Annotated in this window: 15 protein-coding genes; 4 read left to right on the plus strand and 11 right to left on the minus strand. The window is 63.9% G+C overall.

The annotated features are described in order from the left end of the window. Positions 1-17: 17 nt before the first annotated feature. Positions 18-473 carry a cupin domain-containing protein gene (locus tag RX331_RS29970; protein ID WP_317253204.1) on the plus strand — a complete coding sequence of 152 codons (456 nt, stop codon included), beginning with the start codon at positions 18-20 and terminating at the stop codon, positions 471-473. A gap of 221 nt (positions 474-694) precedes the next feature. Here RX331_RS29970 and RX331_RS29975 read toward each other — a convergent pair whose 3' ends face one another. The 4 genes from RX331_RS29975 to RX331_RS29990 all read right to left on the minus strand — a co-directional run bounded on the left by RX331_RS29975 (position 695) and on the right by RX331_RS29990 (position 6,391). After that, positions 695-1,948: a flavin-dependent oxidoreductase gene (locus tag RX331_RS29975; protein WP_317253205.1), complete on the minus strand. Its 1,254-nt coding sequence runs from the start codon at positions 1,946-1,948 to the stop codon at positions 695-697. Between the two features lie 200 nt (positions 1,949-2,148). After that, a complete protein-coding gene (locus tag RX331_RS29980; RefSeq protein WP_317253206.1) occupies positions 2,149-4,497 on the minus strand; it encodes a bifunctional salicylyl-CoA 5-hydroxylase/oxidoreductase in 2,349 nt (782 codons plus the stop codon). A gap of 259 nt (positions 4,498-4,756) precedes the next feature. Next, positions 4,757-5,593 (minus strand): enoyl-CoA hydratase family protein, encoded by an 837-nt coding sequence (locus RX331_RS29985; RefSeq protein WP_317253207.1) that lies wholly within the window; start codon positions 5,591-5,593, stop codon positions 4,757-4,759. A gap of 36 nt (positions 5,594-5,629) precedes the next feature. Next, entirely contained in the window at positions 5,630-6,391 is a 762-nt protein-coding gene (locus RX331_RS29990) for an SDR family oxidoreductase (RefSeq protein WP_317253208.1), read from the minus strand. Between the two features lie 733 nt (positions 6,392-7,124). Between RX331_RS29990 and RX331_RS29995 the strand changes: the two genes are divergently transcribed. Further along, complete coding sequence (locus tag RX331_RS29995; protein WP_317253209.1) at positions 7,125-7,619, plus strand: septal ring lytic transglycosylase RlpA family protein; 495 nt, start codon at positions 7,125-7,127, stop codon at positions 7,617-7,619. A gap of 43 nt (positions 7,620-7,662) precedes the next feature. Here the strand turns inward: RX331_RS29995 and RX331_RS30000 are convergent, their stop codons facing one another. Next, complete coding sequence (locus RX331_RS30000; RefSeq protein WP_317253210.1) at positions 7,663-8,850, minus strand: CoA transferase; 1,188 nt, start codon at positions 8,848-8,850, stop codon at positions 7,663-7,665. 106 nt (positions 8,851-8,956) lie between these two features. Between RX331_RS30000 and RX331_RS30005 the strand changes: the two genes are divergently transcribed. Continuing rightward, positions 8,957-9,886, plus strand: a complete 930-nt coding sequence (locus RX331_RS30005) for a dihydrodipicolinate synthase family protein (protein WP_317253211.1) — start codon at positions 8,957-8,959, stop codon at positions 9,884-9,886. A gap of 15 nt (positions 9,887-9,901) precedes the next feature. Here RX331_RS30005 and RX331_RS30010 read toward each other — a convergent pair whose 3' ends face one another. Together RX331_RS30010 and RX331_RS30015 are read right to left on the minus strand one after the other, a co-directional pair. Further along, entirely contained in the window at positions 9,902-11,497 is a 1,596-nt protein-coding gene (locus tag RX331_RS30010; RefSeq protein WP_317253212.1) for an alpha-amylase family glycosyl hydrolase, read from the minus strand. 64 nt (positions 11,498-11,561) lie between these two features. Further along, positions 11,562-13,160, minus strand: coding sequence for an alpha-amylase family glycosyl hydrolase (locus tag RX331_RS30015; protein ID WP_317253213.1), 1,599 nt, complete (start codon positions 13,158-13,160; stop codon positions 11,562-11,564). 139 nt (positions 13,161-13,299) lie between these two features. On the opposite strand from RX331_RS30015, the gene RX331_RS30020 reads away from it, so the two are divergent. Continuing rightward, entirely contained in the window at positions 13,300-13,491 is a 192-nt protein-coding gene (locus tag RX331_RS30020; RefSeq protein ID WP_317253214.1) for a hypothetical protein, read from the plus strand. A gap of 9 nt (positions 13,492-13,500) precedes the next feature. On the opposite strand, the gene RX331_RS30025 is transcribed toward RX331_RS30020, so the two are convergent. The 4 genes from RX331_RS30025 to RX331_RS30040 all read right to left on the minus strand — a co-directional run bounded on the left by RX331_RS30025 (position 13,501) and on the right by RX331_RS30040 (position 18,445). Next, positions 13,501-14,184, minus strand: coding sequence for an endonuclease/exonuclease/phosphatase family protein (locus RX331_RS30025; RefSeq protein WP_317253215.1), 684 nt, complete (start codon positions 14,182-14,184; stop codon positions 13,501-13,503). After that, complete coding sequence (locus RX331_RS30030) at positions 14,181-16,331, minus strand: VTT domain-containing protein (protein ID WP_317253216.1); 2,151 nt, start codon at positions 16,329-16,331, stop codon at positions 14,181-14,183. Before RX331_RS30030 ends, RX331_RS30025 begins: the two co-directional genes overlap by 4 nt. Before the next feature lie 358 nt (positions 16,332-16,689). Further along, on the minus strand, positions 16,690-16,836 hold the full coding sequence (locus RX331_RS30035) for a hypothetical protein (RefSeq protein ID WP_317253217.1): 147 nt from the start codon (positions 16,834-16,836) through the stop codon (positions 16,690-16,692). A gap of 49 nt (positions 16,837-16,885) precedes the next feature. Continuing rightward, positions 16,886-18,445: a GNAT family N-acetyltransferase gene (locus tag RX331_RS30040; RefSeq protein ID WP_317253218.1), complete on the minus strand. Its 1,560-nt coding sequence runs from the start codon at positions 18,443-18,445 to the stop codon at positions 16,886-16,888. Positions 18,446-18,471 lie beyond the last annotated feature (26 nt).

Genomic DNA, 18,471 nt, shown 5'->3' on the forward strand with positions numbered 1-18,471 from the left:
TTGGGAAAGGAACAGCAATGAAGACTGAAATCGCCGGCATCACCCGCGCCAATGAAGGCATCCAGGGCATTTCCTGGAGCATTCTTGGCCAGACCTATGTGCCGAAGAACGTCACCGAGCATTCCTTCTCATGGCATGCGACGTTTCCGGCCGAGACCTTCGTGCCGCCGCACATTCATCCCGACCAGGATGAATATCTCTACATCCTGGAGGGCCAGCTCGACTTCTTCCTCGACGGCGCCGAGACGCGGGCGACGCCCGGCGACCTCGTGCGGCTGCCGATGGGCAAGCCGCACGGCATCTTCAACAAGTCGGGACGAACGGCGAAGACGCTGTTCTGGGTGTCGCCGACGCGGCGGCTCTACGATCTGTTCTGGGCGATCCACAACATGAAGGAGCAGACGCCGGACGCGGTGGTGGCGCTGGCGGCCGAGCACAACATCCACTTCCTGCCGCCGCCTCCGGGGGCGTGAGGTCTTAGACCCTCACGATGAGGAGGCGCTTCAGCGCCGTCTCAACTGTACGCACCGCTCCATCCACGTCATTGCGAGCGCAGCGAAGCAATCCATTGCACAGCAAGTACAGGCATGGATTGCTTCGTCGCTTCAGCGCAAAATTGCTTTGCAATTTTGTCGCGAGCTCCTCGCAATGACGGAACTGGGTAGATTCGTAGACCCTCAGGATAAGGACCTCGCTACGCCCGCACCGCCGCCAGCCCGAGCTGCGGCGCCGCGAATCCCGCCTTCGAGGCATAGCCGCGCACGATCGCCTCGCGCTGGGCGTGGCTCAGCACTTTCTCGATATCGGTGAACCCATCCGGCGCCAGTTGCTCGACGGCATCGATCACGCCTTCTGGCCCGCCGCGGCGGTTGGAGCGGACGATCTCCGCTGTCATCGGCAGGCGCTTCTTCTCATAGGCCACCAGCGCCTGGCGCGGATGCTCGGCACGTGCCAATTCATCAGCCAGCGCGCGGGCATCAAGGATCGCCTGCGAGGCACCGTTGGAGCCGACCGGATACATCGGATGCGCGGCGTCGCCGAGCAGCGTGACCCGGCCCCAGGTCCAGTACGGCAGCGGATCGCGGTCGCAGCAGGGATACTCATAAAATTCCGGTGTCGCCGAGATCAGGCTGCGCACGTCGACATATGGCACCTTGAACCGCTCGACGTGCGGCATCAGCTCCTCGCGCTTGCCGGGCCGCGACCAGTCCTCGCGGCGCGGCGGCTGCGAATTGCCGTCGCCGATCTTCACCATCACGGCCCAGTTGGTCAGCCGGCTCGAGGGGCTGGAGCCTTCCGCAATCGGATAGATTACGACTTTGGCATTCAGCCCGCCGGCCACGATCATCGAACGTCCAGTCAGGAACGCCGGCCAGTCGCGCGCGCCGCGCCACAGCATGTGCCCGTTCCAGCATGGCGGCCCCTCGTCCGGAAACAGCATCTCGCGCACCCGCGAGTGAATGCCGTCGGCGCCAATCAGGATGTCGCCGCGCGCGGTTTCGACATGGGCGCCGGTGCGGTCGAAGAAATGCGCGATGACACCGCCCTCGTGCTGTGCGAAGGAGCCGAGCCGGCAGCCGGTGTGGATCAGCTCAGGACCAAGCCGCTCGTCCACGGCGCGATGGATCACGCTCTGCAGGCGGCCGCGGTGGACGGAGAATTGCGGTACGTCATGGCCGGCGTCGAGGCCGCGCGGCTCGCGCCAGACTTCCTGGCCATGGCGGCTCAGATAGTACAATTGGTCGGTACGAACCGCAGCGGCATCGAGCCGCTCCAAGAGGCCAAGGCCGGTCAACTCCCTGATCGCATGCGGCAGCGTGTTGATGCCGACGCCGAGCTCGCGGATAGTATCGGCCTGCTCGAACAACTCGCAATCGATGCCGCGTGCACGCAACATCAGCGCAGTGGTAAGGCCCCCGATGCCGCCCCCGACGATGATCGCTTTCATGCGCGTAACTCCAACTCGACCTTTTTCTTCAACCTCGCCCCACTTGCGGGGAGAGGTCGGATCGCATCGTGAGATGCGATCCGGGTGAGGGGGTACCGCACTCACGGCGTTCACTGCTCGCGGAAAGAGCCCCTCACCCCTGCCCTCTCCCCGCGAAGGGCGGGGCTAGGGAGGGATCGAGCCAGAGGGTGCCATTCACCTTATTCGGCTGCAAGCGGCTTTGTCGCCTCGGCTTTCAGCTCGGCGCGGGTTTTCGGCTTACCCTTAATTTTGAGGTCCTCGAAATCTTGCCGGTCGCGCACGCTGTTGCGGAAGATCTGTTCCTTGCCCGGCAGATATTGCGGCGGACAGGCGATATCGGCGCCATACCAGGCCGCCGCCCGCATTGTGAAGGACGGATCGACCAGATGCGGCCGTGCCAGCGCCACGAGATCAGCCCGGCCGGCGGCTAAAATCGTGTTGACCTGATCCGCCGTCGTGATGTTCCCGACGCACATGGTCGCGACCCGGGCCTCATTGCGGACCTGATCGGAGAACGGCGTCTGGAACATGCGGCCATAGATCGGCTGGGCGTCGCGCACGGTCTGCCCCGTCGAAACGTCGACCAGATCGACGCCGGCTTCGGCGAAGGCCCGGGCGACCACCACCGCATCGTCGCCGGTGATCCCGCCTGTGGCCCAATCGGTGGCGGAGATGCGCACCGACATCGGCTTGTGCGCCGGCCACGCCGCGCGCGTCGCGGTGAACACTTCGAGCGGATAGCGCAGCCGGTTCTCCAGCGTGCCGCCATATTCGTCGGTGCGCGTGTTCGTCAGCGGCGAGATGAAGCTCGCCAGCAGATAGCCATGGGCGCAGTGCAGTTCCAGCATGTCGAAGCCGCAGGCCTCGCCGCGCAAGGCCGCCGACACGAACTCCGCCTTGACCCTGTCCATCGCTGCGCGGTCCATCTCGCGCGGCACCTGGCTATCCGGGAAGTAAGGCAGCGGCGATGCAGAGATCGTGTCCCAGCCGCCCGCTTCCAGCGGCCGGTCCATGCCTTCCCACATCAATTTAGTCGCGCCCTTGCGACCGGCGTGGCCGAGCTGCAGGCAGATCTTTGCGGCCGAATTGGTGTGGACAAAATCGACGATGCGGGTCCACGCCGCCTGCTGCTCGTCGTTCCACAGGCCAGCGCAGCCGGGCGTGATGCGGGCGTCGCGGCCAACGCAGGTCATTTCGGTGAAGATCAGGCCGGCGCCGCCGATTGCGCGCGAGCCGTAATGCACCAGATGGAAATCGGTCGGCACCCCCTCCTTTGCCGAATACATGCACATCGGCGAGACCACCGCGCGGTTCGCGACCTGCATCTCCCGCAGCTTCAGCGGCTGGAACATCGGCGCGACCGGCTTGTCGAGATGGACATCGAAGCCCTTGGCGCGCACCTGTCTTGCGAACGCCGTGTCGACCTCGCGGACGAATTCCGGCGCACGCAGCATCAGATTGTCGTAGGTGATCGCCTTGGCGCGGGTCATGACGCCGAAAGCGAACTGCACGGGATCGAAATCCCAGAATCGGTCGACATGCTCGAACCAGACCAGCGACACATCGGCGGCATGCTGGGTCTTCTCGACCTCCTCGCGCCGGCCCTGCTCGTAGGTCTGCAACGCGGCCTGGACCGACGGCGCCGCGGCCATCGCATCCGCCAGCGCAATCGCGTCTTCCATCGCGAGCTTGGTGCCGGAGCCGATCGAGAAATGCGCGGTCGCCTTGGCGTCGCCGAGCAGCACCATGTTGTCCTTGACCCAGCGCTGGCTGCGGATCATCGGGAAATTGCGCCACATCGAACGATTGATCAGCAGCGGGTGGCCGTCGAGGAACCAGCCGAAGATGTCGGCCATGCGGTCGGCGGATTCCTGCTCATTCAATCCTTCGAGCCCGGCGCGCCGGAAGGTTTCCGCGTCGGTCTCGAAAATCCAGGTCGAGCGGCCCGCCTCATACTGATAGGCGTGCGCGATGAAGGGGCCCCACTCGGTCTCCTGGAAGATGAAGGTGAAGGCGTCGAGCGGCCTGGTCGAGCCCATCCAGGCGAATTTGTTGGAGCGCAGATCGATCTGCGGCTGGAAATAGTCGATGTATTTGTCGCGGAAGCGGCTGTTGATGCCGTCGGCCAGTACGATGAGGTCGGCATCGGCAAAACGTTCTTCGTCGTCGATATCGGTTTCGAACTTCAGCGTGACGCCGAGTTCACTGGCGCGCTCCTGCAGGATCAGGAGTAGCGTGCGGCGCGAGCAGCCGCAGAAGCCGTTGCCGCCGACGCGATGCACCGTGCCGCGGAAATGCACGGCGATGTCGTCCCAATAGGCGAATTCCTGCGTGATGCGGCGGTAGCTCGGGGGATCGTATTTTTCGAAATTGTCCAGCGTCGCGTCGGAGAACACCACGCCGAAGCCGAACGTGTCGTCGGCGCGGTTGCGCTCATAGACAATGATGTCGGCCTGCGGCCGCTGCTTCTTCAGGAGGATCGCGGCGTAGAGACCGGCCGGTCCGCCGCCGATGATCGCGATCTTCATCTCTCGCCTCCGAGACAGGCTGTCGGGCTAGTCCGGAAATTACTTTAAGTCTAAAACAATTTTTGGGCAAGGGCTGTGAGTTGTCCGGGCTATGATTCTCAGTTTCGTGCTCCGGATGCCGCGCAGCGCCATAAGCGCGTTCACGCGCGTCTTCGACGCGCTATGGCGGTGCGCCGCTAGGCCGGGCCCATTCGTTGTGGGTCCCGGCTCTGCGGAGCAGCGTGAAGAACGCTGCACCGCGTCCGGGACACGGACAGCCTCAATTCCCCTGGAACACCGGGGTCCTCTTGTTCGAGAACGCCTCGAACGCGCGGTTAAAATCCTCCGTGGTCATGCAGAGCGCCTGGGCGACCGCTTCAGCCTCGATCGCCTCCTCCACCGACATCGCCCATTCCATCGCCAGCATGCGCTTGGTCATGGTGTTGGCGAAGGTCGGTCCATCAGCAACTTGCTTGGCCAGCAATTGCGCCTGCGCCAGCACCTGTTCCGGGGTGACGATGCGGCTGAAGAAGCCCCACTTCTCACCCTCCTCCGCGGTCATGAAGCGGCCGGTATAGAGCAGTTCCGAGGCCCGCGACTGGCCGATGATGCGCGGCAGGATCGCGCAGGCGCCCATGTCGCAACCGGCGAGGCCGACCTTGTTGAAGAGGAACGCGACCTTGGCGCCTGAGGCAGCGAGACGCATGTCGGAGGCCATTGCGACGATCGCGCCCGCGCCGGCACAAATACCCTCGACAGCCGCGACGATCGGCTGCGGGCAGGCGCGCATCGCCTTGACGAGATCGCCGGTCATGCGGGTAAAGGCGGTGAGGCCCTTGGTGTCCATCTGGATCAAGGGGCCGATGATTTCAAAGACGTCGCCGCCGGAGGAGAAGTTGCCACCCGCACCGGTGACGACAACCGTCTTCACTTCGTCATCCATCGCGCAGGCGCGGAAGAAATCGGTGAGCTCGCGGTAGCTCTCGAAGGTCAGCGGATTCTTCCGCTCGGGGCGGTTGAGCGTCACGGTGGCGACACGGTCGACCACGGCCAGCAGGAAATGCTTTGGCGAGTAGTCTGCCAGCGGCAGCGTGACGGGATTGGCTGGTTTGCTCATGATATCTCCCTGAATTGGATTGTCGTCGCTCGCCCGTCAAACCTCGCCGCCGGCGACCGCGATGGCCTGCCCGGTGATCGCGCCGGCGCCATCGCCGCACAGCCAGAGCACGGAATCGGCCACTTCCGACGGCGCAATCAGCCGTCCTTGCGGATTGTGCTTGGCCAGTTCCGCGATCGCCTGCTCGCGGCTGCGGCCGGTCTTCTTGATGATGTTCTCGATCGATCCTTCGAGCAGGTCGGTCTCGGTGAAGCCGGGGCAGACGGCGTTGACGGCGACGCCGCTCTTCGCCGTCTCCAGCGCCAGCGAGCGGACGAGACCGATCACCGCATGCTTGGCGGCGCTGTAGGCCGAGACATAGGCATAGCCCTTCAGGCCCGCGGTGGAGGCAACGGCGACGATGCGGCCGCTTCTGCGCTCCAGCATGCCGGGCAATACCGCCTGCGCGGCGTGCACCACGCCCATGAAGTTGACGTCCATCATGCGCTGGAACAGCGCCGCGTCGGAGCGGCCGAACGGCGCGGATTCCGCCGCGCCGGCATTGGCGATGAGAATATCGATGGGCTGCCGCGCGGCGGCTTCCGCAATCGCCGGTCTCACCGACGCGGGATCGGCGACATCGGCAACCGCCGCGAATTGCGCCGCGCCTGAGGCAACGGCCTCATCGAGCGTCGCGCGGTTGCGGCCAAGCACGGTGACGGTGGCGCCCGCCCCCGTCAGCGCCGCGGCAACCGCCCGGCCGATGCCCCGCCCGCCCCCGGTGACGAGCGCATGGCAGGAACGCGATATCAGGGCCATCGGTGGAGCCTCCTGAGCGATGGTCCAGCATATATTTTAAACTTCAAGCTTTTGCAAGGAACCGATCTGCGGGTGGGATGGATCTGGTAGGATGGGCAGCGCGCAGCCAAACCTGGGTTTCGCTTGGCTCTACCCATCCTTGTACTGTCACCCCTGCGAAGGCGAGGATCCAGTACGTCGCGGCTTATCGTTTCAATCACTACTGTCTCTGGGATACTGGGTAACCCGCCTTCGCGGGTGACGACAAATAAGTGTGGGTCGCTCTCCGGCTTCCCCTTGAGCAGATGCACGATCGCATTCGCATAATACTGCAGCAGCACGTGCTCTTCGGGTTGGCGAAATAGGTCTCGTCGGCCGATCGCGAGATGACGCAGTGTCAGCATCCGCAGGCGGACGGAAATGGTGTAATCATGGTCGCGCGGGATGTGAACGTAGCTGCCGAGCCCTTCGATCTCGCCGATCACGGCTAGGCGTGTTCGCAGACGCTTGCTCCTACTGAAGCCCTGTCCGAAACGCTTATTCAGTCATGTTGCTGACGCAATCTCTGTCTTAGACGGCGAGAACTAAAGAACGCTGTGCGAGGACCACTGCTGGTTCCCACAACGGTTCCGTCGCCACGGTTTGGCGCGAATTCGCAAAGAATTGGCGTCAATTCGTGAACGCTTCCGCGTTTCGCTTGACCATGTTTTGCGACATCGGGAACCGGACGATCTAGAAAATCAATCGAGGTGTTATGATGCTGTTCCGCTCGAGCGCCGCAATTTGCGGTGCCCTGGTTGCGCTTGCCATTTCTGTTACCGTTGCTCGAAGTGAAATCGTTGCAGTTCATTCAAGCGCCGTTGTCGCTGCCGCTGCTGGGGATGCGATCGTTGGCGCAGCATCCACATACAATCCGTTCCGGCCCGGATGGCGGGAGGGCGGCCGGAACACAGCCTCCGGCGAGCGCTATGATCCCTCGGTCTGGGCGGCTGCCATCAAGACGAGCTTGCGTCAGAAATTTGGTGGCGTCCAATATGGCGCGAGGCCGAAATATGCCCTTGTTGAAGCTGTAGGCAAAAAGGTCATCGTCAAGATAAACGACGTGGGGCCACTGACGCCTGGCCGCATCATTGACCTCAATGAGCGGGCGATGCGCTATTTCGATCCGAGCCTGCAGCTCGGGGTAATTTACAGCGTCATCGTCAAGCCGCTTTTCGGCGACTATTGGATCCCGGGACCGGTTGGCTGAAGATCCCGTTTGAATGCCTCGATCGCCTCCCGCCGCTGAGTGACTAGATGATCCCGTCCTTGCGCAGCGCCGCGATCGCATCCGCGTCATAGCCGATATCGGCGAGCACGCGATCGGTGTGCTCGCCGAGCGTCGGCGGGCGCGTCACGATTTGGCCCGGCGTTTCCGACAGCCGCACCGCGGCGCGCGCCGTCGGCGCCGGGTTCGGCAGGCCGGGATAATCGACGTCCTGCATGAAGCCGGTGGCGCGGATGTGCGGATGCTCCAGCGCCTGCTGCGGGCTGAGCACAGGACCTGCCGGAATCATCGCTTTTCCGAGCGTGTCGACCGCTTCCTGCGTGGTGCGCTCGGCGCACCAGCGCGCCATCCGCTCGGAGATGACCGGACCATTGTCGCCGCGCTTGAGGTCGTCGGAAAAGCGGGGGTCATTCAGCCACTGATCCTCTTCGCCCATCAATTTGGCCCAGCGGATGAACAGCGGATGTCCGGTGACCTGGCACAGCACCCAGCCGTCCCTGGTGCGGTAGATATCGGCGGGCGCCGCGGTCTGGCCGAGATTGCCGGTTGGCACGCGGTTGGCCGATATCACCGCCTGCTCGATCAGCGTTGCATTGGTGAAGGAGAGCGCGGTCGCAAGCAGCGCGCCCTCGACGATCTGGCCGCGGCCCGATTTGCCGCGCTCGATCAGGGCGGCGAGCGTGCCGAAGGCGCAATGCAGCGCGGTGCCGAAATCCACCCAGTTCACGGCGGCACGATAGGGCGGATCGCCCTTGCCGGTCATGTAGACCGCGCCTGACATCACCTGCCCGACGCCGTCAAAGCCGACGCGGTCGGACCACGGGCCCGGGTTGCCGAAAGCGGTTGCCGTGGTCAGGATGATGTCCGGCTTGATCGCCTTCAGCGAATCATAATCGAGCTTCATCGCGCGCAGCGTCTGCGGCGGCAGATTGGCGACCACGACATCCGCGGTCGCGACGAGGCGCCGCATCACCTCCTGCCCCTGCGGCTTCATCGGATCGAGCGTGATGCTTTTCTTGTTGCGGTTGACCTGCAGGAACAGCGCGCCCTCGCCGCCTTCCCCGACCGGCGCCACAAAACGGTCCTCGCTGCCGTCGCGCTTTTCCACGCGAATGACTTCCGCGCCGAATTCCGCCAGCAAGGTCGCGCAGTAAGGACCCGCGATATAGCGCCCGAAATCGAGGACGCGAACGCCCTCCAGAACTCCCCCCATCGACCTCTTCCCTGTCTCGCCCGCTTGTGCCGAAGCTTCTAGCATGTTGATGAATGAATTGGACGACCATACAATCACTGATCTCCTTCGAACGGAACCTCCCCAGATGACCTCGACTGCAAAACGGCCCTATCGCGGTGTTTTCCCCGTCGCTCCCACCATCTTCGACGACCGTGGCGAACTCGATCTCGAGGGGCAGCGCCGCTGCATCGATTTCATGATCGATGCGGGCTCCAATGGCCTGTGCATTCTCGCCAATTTCTCCGAGCAGTTCGTCCTCACCGATGCCGAGCGCGAAAAGGTGATGCATGCGGTGCTCGAGCATGTCGCCGGCCGCGTGCCCGTGATCGTGACGACGACGCATTTCGGTTCGCGCATCTGTGCCGAGCGCAGCCGCCAGGCCCAGGATGCGGGCGCGGCCATGGTGATGATCATGCCGCCCTATCACGGCGCGACTTTCCGCGTGCCGGAAAAGGCCATCTTCGAATTCTATCGTGCCGTCAACGACGCCATTGAAATCCCGATCATGATCCAGGATGCGCCGGTGGCAGGGACGCCGCTGTCGGTCGACCTGCTGTCGCGCATGGCCCGGGAGCTGGCGAATATCCGCTATTTCAAGATCGAGGTGCCGATGGCGGCGGCGAAGCTGCGCGACCTCATCGCCGCCGGCGGCGACAACATCGAAGGGCCATGGGACGGCGAGGAAGCGATCACGCTGATGGCCGATCTCGATGCCGGCGCGACCGGCGCGATGACCGGGGGCGGCTATCCAGACGGCATCAGGCAGATCATCGATCCCTATCTGGCGGGGCGCCGGGTTGAGGCGATGGCGGCCTATGCGCGCTGGCTGCCACTGATCAATTACGAGAACCGCCAATGTGGCCTGCAGACGGCAAAAATCCTGATGCAGGAAGGTGGCGTGATCGGTTCGGAAGCGGTCCGCCATCCCCTGCAAAAAGTCCACCCGGCCACGCGCGCCGGGCTGATCGAAATCGCCCGTCAGCTCGATCCGGTAGTGCTGCGCTGGGGGCGGTGACAGGCCAGCCGCGGCTCAACGGTTCAGCTTGATCACCACGCCTTCGTTAGGCCGCAGATGCATCGGGCCCTCGACCTTGTCTTGCTCACGGTCGAGATGGGTCGAGATCAGCGTGACGCCGCGGCCCTGCCATTCCCAGAGCCGCGGCTCGCGGCAGAGATTGAGACCGACCAGGATTTCGGCCTTATCCAGGGTGCGCGCGAACCAGAAGATGTCGTTGTGCGCCCGCCGCGGCCGGTACTCGCCGCGCGAGAGGCACGGTTCGCGGTGCCGTAAGGCGATCAGCTCTCGGTAGAGATGCAGCAGCGAACGCTTCTCGCGGCGCTGCGCCTCAATGTTGCGCGAACGATCCTCGTCCAGCGGTAGCCAGGGCTCGCCGGTCGTGAACCCACCTTGCCCGGTGTCGTCCCAACGCAGCGGCGCGCGCTCGGGATCGCGATTCAAGCCGAACCCCTTCACCAGTTTTTCGAAGGGGTCGCGAATCCTGTCGGGCGGAATTTTTACCTGCTCCGCTCCGAACTCGTCGCCGGCAAACAGAAACGGCGTGCCGCGCAGCGTCATCAAGAGAATCGCGAGAATTCTTGATTGCGCTTCGCCGAGCTCGCTCGCCACCCGGTGCTTATCATGGCCACCGATCACGAAATCGGGCCAGCCACCGTCCGGGATCGCATTGTAATAGGCGTCGACTGTCGCCTGCAGCGCGATTGCATTCCATTCCGTGTCGAGCAGCGCGAAGTTCAGCGGCAGGTGCATGCGCGGCTTGTCGTTGCCGTAGAAATGGCCGATACGGTCGGTCTTGCCCTGCACCTCGCCGCAGAGCAGCCTTTCATCATAGTCGTCCAGAACGCTTCGAATGAACTCGATGCAGCCCATCGCTTCGGGACGGTCATCGGTGAAGACGGGCGCATATTTTTGCGGCGGGGGCGTGTTGTCGTCAGCTTCGGGATCTCTGGGATTATCGCGCAGCAGTTCGTCCTTGATCAGCACGGCGCTGGCGTCGACGCGAAAACCGTCGACGCCGCGGTCAAGCCAGAAACGCATGACGTTGGCCATGGCCTCGCGCACCGCTTCGTTGCGCCAGTTCAGGTCCGGCTGGCTGGTCAGAAACGAGTGGTAGTAGAACTGCCGGCGCGCCTCGCACCACTCCCAGCCGCTGCCGCCGAATCGGCTGAGCCAGTTGTTCGGCGGTCCGCCGTTCGGGCCGGCTTCCGCCCATACGTACCAATCGGCCTTCGGATTGTTTCGCGACGTGCGGCTCTCTTGAAACCAGGCATGCTGGTCGGAGGTGTGGTTGGGGACGAAATCGAGAATGAGCTTGATGCCGGCCGCGTGCAGCGCGTCCCTGACGCGCTCAAAATCCTGCATCGTACCGTAGCGCGGATCGATGCCGCAAAAATCGGAGATGTCGTAGCCGAAATCCTGATCGGGGCTCTTGTAGATCGGCGTCAGCCAGACCGCGCTGACACCGAGCCATTTGAGATAATCGATCCGCTGCAGCAGGCCCGGGAGGTCGCCATAGCCATCGCCATCACTGTCTTGAAACGAGATGGCGGCGATCTCGTAGACGACGGCGCTGCGCCACCAGGCCCTCGACGTTTCCTTTGCACTCACGCGCGCGACCAAGCTCCCTCGGGTCAATCATCGAGGGCCAAACGTCCGCCAAATATGCTGGTTCCTATCGGTTCTCCAGATCGATCACGAGTCCCTCATCACCGATGACCGTAACGGTGCCAGGAACCAGCTCGCCATCGCGCTGTGCCCCCGTCGAGACCAGGATCCGCGCGTGCGCCCCCTCTTCCAGCTTCAGCGCCTGCGGGCGGTCGGTGAGGTTGAGGACGATGAGCAGCCGCTCGTCATTGAGCTCGCGGTAATAGGCAAGCAGATCCTCGTCGACGACATAAGGCCTGTAAGCACCGAGCGACAGCGCAGGCCTTTCCCTGCGCAGCCGCAGCAGGCGACGATAGAGATTGAGGATCGAGCGGGCATCCCCGCGCAATTCAGCGACGTTGTTCGATCGCCAATCGTTCGCCAGCGGCAGCCATGGTTCGGCCGCGGTAAAGCCGGCGTTTTCGCTGGCCTCCCATTGCATCGGCGTCCGGCAGCCGTCGCGGCCGACGCCGATGCCGGGGACATTGCGCTCAAAGGGATCCCGCACGCGGTCGCGAGGAATATCGACCTGGGACATGCCGAGCTCGTCGCCATAGTAGATCGTCGGCGTGCCGCGCAGGGTCAGCAGCAACATGGCGGCGACCGCGGCCTGACCCGCGCCGACCCGGCCGGCAATGCGCGGACGGTCGTGATTGCCGAGCACCCAGTTCGGCCAGCCACCCTCCGGTAATATGCCCTCATAATCCGTGATCAGCGACTGGATGCACCTTGCATCCCAGCGCACGTTGAGCAGCGCAAAGTTAAACGGCAGATGCACGCCGCCGAGATCCCTGCCGTAATAAGCGACGAGGCGCTCCACCGGCAGATAGATCTCGCCGATCAAGAGGCGGTTTGGAAACTCATCGATCGTCCGGCGCAGCGTGCCGATTACATCATGCACCTCGGGCAGATCGGTGGTGTAGAGCGGGACCAGCGCTTCGTTCGGTGGCCTATCCTGGCGATGATCCGGGTTGAGCGGATTGTCGCGAAACTGCGCGTCCTTGATCAGGTGCCAGATCACGTCGACGCGGAAGCCGTCGACGCCCTTGCCCAGCCAGAAGCGCAGCACCTCGCGCATCGCTTCCACGACTTGCGGGTTGCGCCAGTTCAAGTCGGGCTGGGAATTCAGGAAGGCATGGTAGTAATATTGGCCGGTCGCCGGATCGAGCTCCCACGCACTGCCGCCGAACTCGGACAGCCAGTTGTTGGGCGGACCGCCGCCAGGTGCCGGATCACGCCAGATGTACCAGTCGCGTTTTGGGTTGTTCCTCGACGCGCGGCTTTCAACGAACCACGCATGCTGGTCGGACGAATGGTTCGGAACGAAGTCGAGGATCACCTTGATCCCTCGCGCATGCGCTGCGGCAATCAGGCGGTCGAAATCCGATATCGTTCCGAAGATCGGATCGATGTCGACATAGTCCGCAATGTCGTAGCCGAAATCCTTCATCGGCGAACGGAAGACGGGTGAGATCCAGATCGCGTCGACGCCAAGATCAACGAGATAAGGCATCCGCTCGGTGATGCCGTTGAGGTCGCCGATCCCGTCGTCATTGCTGTCCTGGAAGGACCGCGGATAAATCTGGTAGATGACGGCGGATTCCCACCATGGCCTCGGTCCATTCATGCTGTCAATCGTTCCGGTGCGAGGGCCACGAAAGCTTAGCGAGGACAATTCATCCCGCAAGCCGCGGTTCCGAATAACGTGACCGATCAGCAGGCGGGAACCTTCGCGCGGCTCGGACGTAGAGCCGACGGAGGATCACATGACGGATGACAAGAGCTTCGCACCGCTGCTCGGCGATGCAGCCATCGCCATCTGGGGCGACATGCCCCGCGACATCCAGGAGGCGCTGTTCGAAACGGCGATGAAGGCGCGCCCGGAGCTGCGCCACGATCTCGCCGTTCTGCTGCACGAGCGACACCCAAGGACGTTGCACCCCGCTAAGCCAACCTGACGGCCGGCCTCAATTCCCAAACGCGACATCCGCGATCACGGGAAGATGGTCTGAATAGGCGCGGGCTTTGCGATCGGTCCAGGCCGAGCGGATGGTGAGATCGCGCGAGGCATAGATGCGGTCAAGCCGCATCATCGGCAAATGCGATGGAAACGTCCGCAGCCGCGTACGCACCGGACAAATCCGCGCCAGCACGCCGCGCACCGATTTCACCCAGAACCAGTCGTTGAAATCGCCGAGCACCAGCGTTCGCGTCGGCTGCACCAGTTCGGCCAAGGCATGCGCCTGGGCGTGCCGCTCATGGATGCTGAGCCCGAGATGAGTGGCAATCACGGTGACCTCGCCCTGGTCGGCCAGGATGCGCGCGGCGATCGCCCGGCGCGGCTCGCGCTCCTGATAGGAGACGTCGGAGATCCTTGGCGGCGCGGCGAAGGGCCATCGGCTGAGCAGCACCTGGCCATAGTCGCCGTCCTCGGTGACGATCGTCCGCGCATCGACGCTGTGGCCGGCGATGGCTTTTGCCAGAAGGGCGAAGGGATCATCGGTCCTTCCGCGTGAATCGACCTCCTGCAGTGCCGCGATGTCGGGAGACCAGTGGCGGATGATCGAGCAGACGCCCTCGACATCGAACTTCGGATTGAGGTGGAAGATGCCGTGCACGTTCCACGTCATGATGCGCAGGGTGTTCGTCACGTGCGTCGTCCCGCCCACCAGGTCACCAGAAACTGAACGCCGAGGCATAGCGCAATCCAGGCGAGGACCGCGAGCGCCAGCAGCAAGGCGTTGGTCCACGACGCGTTTCTGGCGAGATCGGCGATCTGCGCGCCGAGCGCGGCCATCACCGCAATGCCCGGCGCCATGCCGAGCACCGTGCCGAGCATGAAGTCGCGCAGGCTCAGTTTGCTGGCGCCCGCCACCACGTTCACGATCGAGAACGGCGCGATCGGCACCATCCGGATCATGGCGACCGCCACCACGCCCTTGCCGATGATGCGGCTCTGCACCCGCCCCGCCCGCCGCCCGAGCAGCCGCTGCAACCGAGCCTGGCCGAGCACGCGGCCGATCGCAAACAGCGTTAGCGCGCTGAGCAGTACGCCGGCGCCGGCGCTGAAGAATCCCATCCAGGGTCCCAGCGCCGCCGCCGTCGCGGCGATCAGCACCAGCACCGGAAACACCACCAGCCCGCCGAGCACGAAGGCAGCCACCGCAAACAGTGGTGCGAGTTGCGAGCGCGCGGGCTGCGAAATGACCGAGGAGACGAAGCCGACATCGGTGAAGTCACGCAGCGACGTGTACTGCCAAGCGAGTGCAAGAGCGGCGAGCGCTGCAGCGAGACCCGAAACGGCCAAAATGGTTCTTGGCGTCCACATCCGCGTGGCGGCGCGGTCGAGATGCAGCGGCTCTCTGGGGTCGGCGACCGGCTGCACCATGGCCGCCATGCCGCCCGCCGACGCGGCCGGGTCGATCGGCCGCAGGGATTTCGCCGCCTCGCCCTCCGCGCGTCGGTCGAGATATCCGAACAGATCGGCCTCGTTATTGGCGATCTCCTGTTCGTCGACGCCGCAGAAATGGCCGATCAACCGCCGGCGAAGCCGCGCGATAAATTTCTGCTGCGCGTCGGATGTCGCCTCGAAGGCGAGATCGCACTCGGTATCCGCGCCCATCGATCGGTTGTTGAGGTTGGCCGACCCCACCCGCAGAATACGGTCGTCCACGATCATGACTTTGCTGTGCACCATGACCGCGGCATCCGCCTCGCCGTCCCGCACTGAGGGATAGAGAAAGCGGACGCGGTCCATGACGCCGGCCGCCACGAACTGGCCGATGAATCCGCCGCGGCCGCTCTGCATCGCCTGCGATTCGAACCAGGACGAATGCAGCTTTGGTGTCACGATCAGGACGCGAAGCTGCGGCACTTCAAGCATCCGCTGCGCCAGCAGGCGTGCAATGTCGGTGGCGCTAGTGAACTGGTTTTCGATGTAGATAAAGCGGTCGGCCGCGTTGATCGAAGCCTCGAACAGAAGCGCGACCTCGTTCACCGCGGGCGTGCTCGCGGTGGCGATCTCGGTGCGGGCGATGCCGGCCGTGATGCCGCGCAACTGCACCGGCACCGACGCCGGCCAGCGCTCACCGCTTACTGCTACCGGCTTCTCGACGGTGCAGCCGGCGGTCCGCCACCTGCTCTCGGCGATTTCGGTCAGGCTGGCCGCGGCCTCGCCGTCCACCATGCACTGCACATCGTGAAACGGCGGATAGGGCCTGCCGTCCGGATCGATCCGCAGCCGATCATGGACCGCGTGAGCGCTGGTGTCCCAGCGCCGGATCGTGAGGTCGAGCCCGCCGGCGAAAGCGAGCGCGCCGTCGATGACGACGATCTTCTGATGCTGCGCGGAGCCAAGCGGCAGGCTGGAATCGAAGCAGAAGCGAAGTCGCGCCGATACGCCGGCGGTGAACTTGGTGACGGAATTCCATTCGCGCTCGGCGGCGTAGAGCGGCGGGAAATTCCAGACCAGGATGTCGATGCGCAAGTCCGGCTTGGCCAGCAGCAGCGCCTTGAGGAAGGCGCCGAGTTCTTCCGGATAGCCATCATCGGCCTGTCCGGAGGGCCCGACAAATCGGGTCTGGCTGTGGATGTCCCAGCCGATGATGTAGACCTGCCGCGTGGCGAGCAGCAGCGCCTCGCGCAGAGCGGCAAAATAAGCGGCTGCGTCGTTGAGAATGGCCAGCCGCCCTGCCTTGCATCTTCTCCAGACGGTTTTACCCGGAACGAGAATGGATGAGCTTCGCAGCAGGCGGCACCTCGGCAAGGCATAGAAGCGGACAACAAAGCGCGGACGCACAGCGGCTCGCCGCAGATCAACGTTCCGCTACCGGGTTGGTTCCATTCTGCCGAACCGAGCAACCTCAATTGGAACTGCGGGGCGTGCGGCATCTTCCGTGCCGGTGCGGCCGCGCGCGTGCTCTTCCTCGTTCACGGGTTCTATGTAGGTGCTGTGCAGCGACGTCGGCGACTTGAATCCATCAAACATGACGCGGAAGGTGCTGCGATAGTGACCCGAGCCAATGATGACCTCCTCCCGACCTGCCAAATTTGGGCACCGTATCGCGCTCGTTCTGACCCGGATATGTCCCGGCAGTGCCGGCTGGTCCGGCAGTTCGGTCTCGGATCTGCTGCCCGGCCCAGGGTTTTTGCGGCGCTCATCTGGACGCCCAGCGACAAGCACGTTCGGTCTCCGATGCATGCCGCGAATTCCACCGGCGCACCAGACGGCTGACGAACGGCGGCACGGCGAAGAATGTCGCGGCGCCGAGCCAATGCGCGACGCTTCGTGCCATCGCGAGCATGATGCTCTCCTGGTCACGCGTCACATGCGGGATAATGCCAACAACGAGCCTACGCTGAAATGGCCTGTCCGCGGGTGGCTTGCCGGTCCGGCACGCTCCGCCAATCGCGCCACTTCCTCACCGATGCGCCGTTCGCCGGCTCGATGGCGGCCAGAAGTGCGGCATTGATTTCCGCCATCCGCCCGAGCTTCACCATGCATTGGGCCACCGCGACGAACGCATCCGGCGAATCCGTCTGGAGCCGCACGAACTCGATATAGTGACGCAGCGCCTCCTCATGCTGATCGAGGCGTTCGCAGACCTGGCCGAGGCACTGCCATGCCTTGGCAGCGTCGGGTCGGACCGTCGTCAAGGCGCGGAACGCCCGCTTCGCGCCGGCCAGATCAGGTTTCGCTGCCAGCAACTGGCCGAGCCGGTGCAGCGCGTCGGCGTGCTTCGGCCGGACCTCCAGAATCCGCCGGTAGCCGGCCTCAGCATCGCCGGCTTTTCCCTTGCGGTGAAGCTCGGTCGCCTGCTCGAGCAGATCGGGGATGCAGCGGGGGTCGATCCGGCCGCCGAGATTTCTGCCGCTGCGGGTCTCCAGAACGATGGAGTAGATCTTCCGCTCCTTGCAGCCGAACGAATATTTGTAGGGCTCGTTGCCGCGCAGGAAGTCATATTCGACAAAGCCACGCTCGATGGCGTGACGAATACTGTAGGCGTGCAGGAGCATGCCGGCCGGCGGCCCCACGAACGTTTCGTCGCGTCCAGTCATGTAGAACGAGAACGTCCGCTTGCGCGGCTCCATCAGCGTGGCCAGCGCCGCGACAGGCCGCTCGCCGTGCCAGAAGGTCGGCAGGTACACCAGGCCGGACTGGAAGCTGCGCGTCAGCATCGCGCTGTTGGTGCGGATCAGGCCGTCGATCCGGTCCGCCTTCCGCGCACGCCACTTTGTATCCCAGAAGCCAAGCAGGGTCTTGAGGTCCCGCTCGAACGTCTCAGGCGTGGCCACGGTTATCCGGTACTCGCTCGACGCTTCGACCTGCTTCAAAAGCCGCCGGATCTTCTGCCGCGTATTGGCGCTCAGCTGATCGAGGAAGCTGTTCCAGTCATCCGGCAGCGGTGCGTAGGGACAAAGGCTGTTGTCGATCTTCTCGAAGTTGACCTTGTCGACGTTCGTGGCGTGGAAGCCCGCCTTCGGAAAGCATGCCGTCAGCAGCCGCCAGCGCCGCTCGGACATCCTGATATTGTCGAGATGCAAACGCGTCCAGCTCATCTGCTTGATGGTGCGGGCAAACGCCGGAATGACCCGGTTCTCCGCTTCGGTGCGGCAGACGAGACCGGTATAGTCGGCGGCGAAATTGCCCGCCATCCTGATGTCGCCGAACACGTCCGCCTTCTCGATCGTGGTTTGCAGGCGCAAAGGAAGGAATCCGGCGTAAGGCAGGTCGGCGGCGTCGCGCTCCTTTGCCGCCAGGATGAACCAGGGCCCCGGGATGCAGGACAGCCAGCCGCTCAGCCACTGCCATGACAGGTAGACCTGCGCCTCGTCGTCCGCGTCGTAGACCGCGTTCCAGTTTTCCTCGAGCCTGGATAGCTGCGGCATGGTTTCGATGATATCGATATGCACGGCGGACACCTCTCCAATACGACGCG

The sequence above is a fragment of the Bradyrhizobium sp. BWA-3-5 genome, assembly GCF_032917985.1.
Taxonomy (GTDB): domain Bacteria; phylum Pseudomonadota; class Alphaproteobacteria; order Rhizobiales; family Xanthobacteraceae; genus Bradyrhizobium.

Bases quoted from the DNA above. Each gene is read 5' to 3' on its own strand.
- RX331_RS29970 (WP_317253204.1), top strand. From the start codon at position 18: ATGAAGACTGAAATCGCCGGCATCACCCGCGCCAATGAAGGCATCCAG.
- RX331_RS29975 (WP_317253205.1), bottom strand. From the start codon at position 1,948: ATGAAAGCGATCATCGTCGGGGGCGGCATCGGGGGCCTTACCACTGCG.
- RX331_RS29980 (WP_317253206.1), bottom strand. From the start codon at position 4,497: ATGAAGATCGCGATCATCGGCGGCGGACCGGCCGGTCTCTACGCCGCG.
- RX331_RS29985 (WP_317253207.1), bottom strand. From the start codon at position 5,593: ATGAGCAAACCAGCCAATCCCGTCACGCTGCCGCTGGCAGACTACTCG.
- RX331_RS29990 (WP_317253208.1), bottom strand. From the start codon at position 6,391: ATGGCCCTGATATCGCGTTCCTGCCATGCGCTCGTCACCGGGGGCGGG.
- RX331_RS29995 (WP_317253209.1), top strand. From the start codon at position 7,125: ATGATGCTGTTCCGCTCGAGCGCCGCAATTTGCGGTGCCCTGGTTGCG.
- RX331_RS30000 (WP_317253210.1), bottom strand. From the start codon at position 8,850: ATGGGGGGAGTTCTGGAGGGCGTTCGCGTCCTCGATTTCGGGCGCTAT.
- RX331_RS30005 (WP_317253211.1), top strand. From the start codon at position 8,957: ATGACCTCGACTGCAAAACGGCCCTATCGCGGTGTTTTCCCCGTCGCT.
- RX331_RS30015 (WP_317253213.1), bottom strand. From the start codon at position 13,160: ATGAATGGACCGAGGCCATGGTGGGAATCCGCCGTCATCTACCAGATT.
- RX331_RS30020 (WP_317253214.1), top strand. From the start codon at position 13,300: ATGACGGATGACAAGAGCTTCGCACCGCTGCTCGGCGATGCAGCCATC.
- RX331_RS30035 (WP_317253217.1), bottom strand. From the start codon at position 16,836: ATGCTCGCGATGGCACGAAGCGTCGCGCATTGGCTCGGCGCCGCGACA.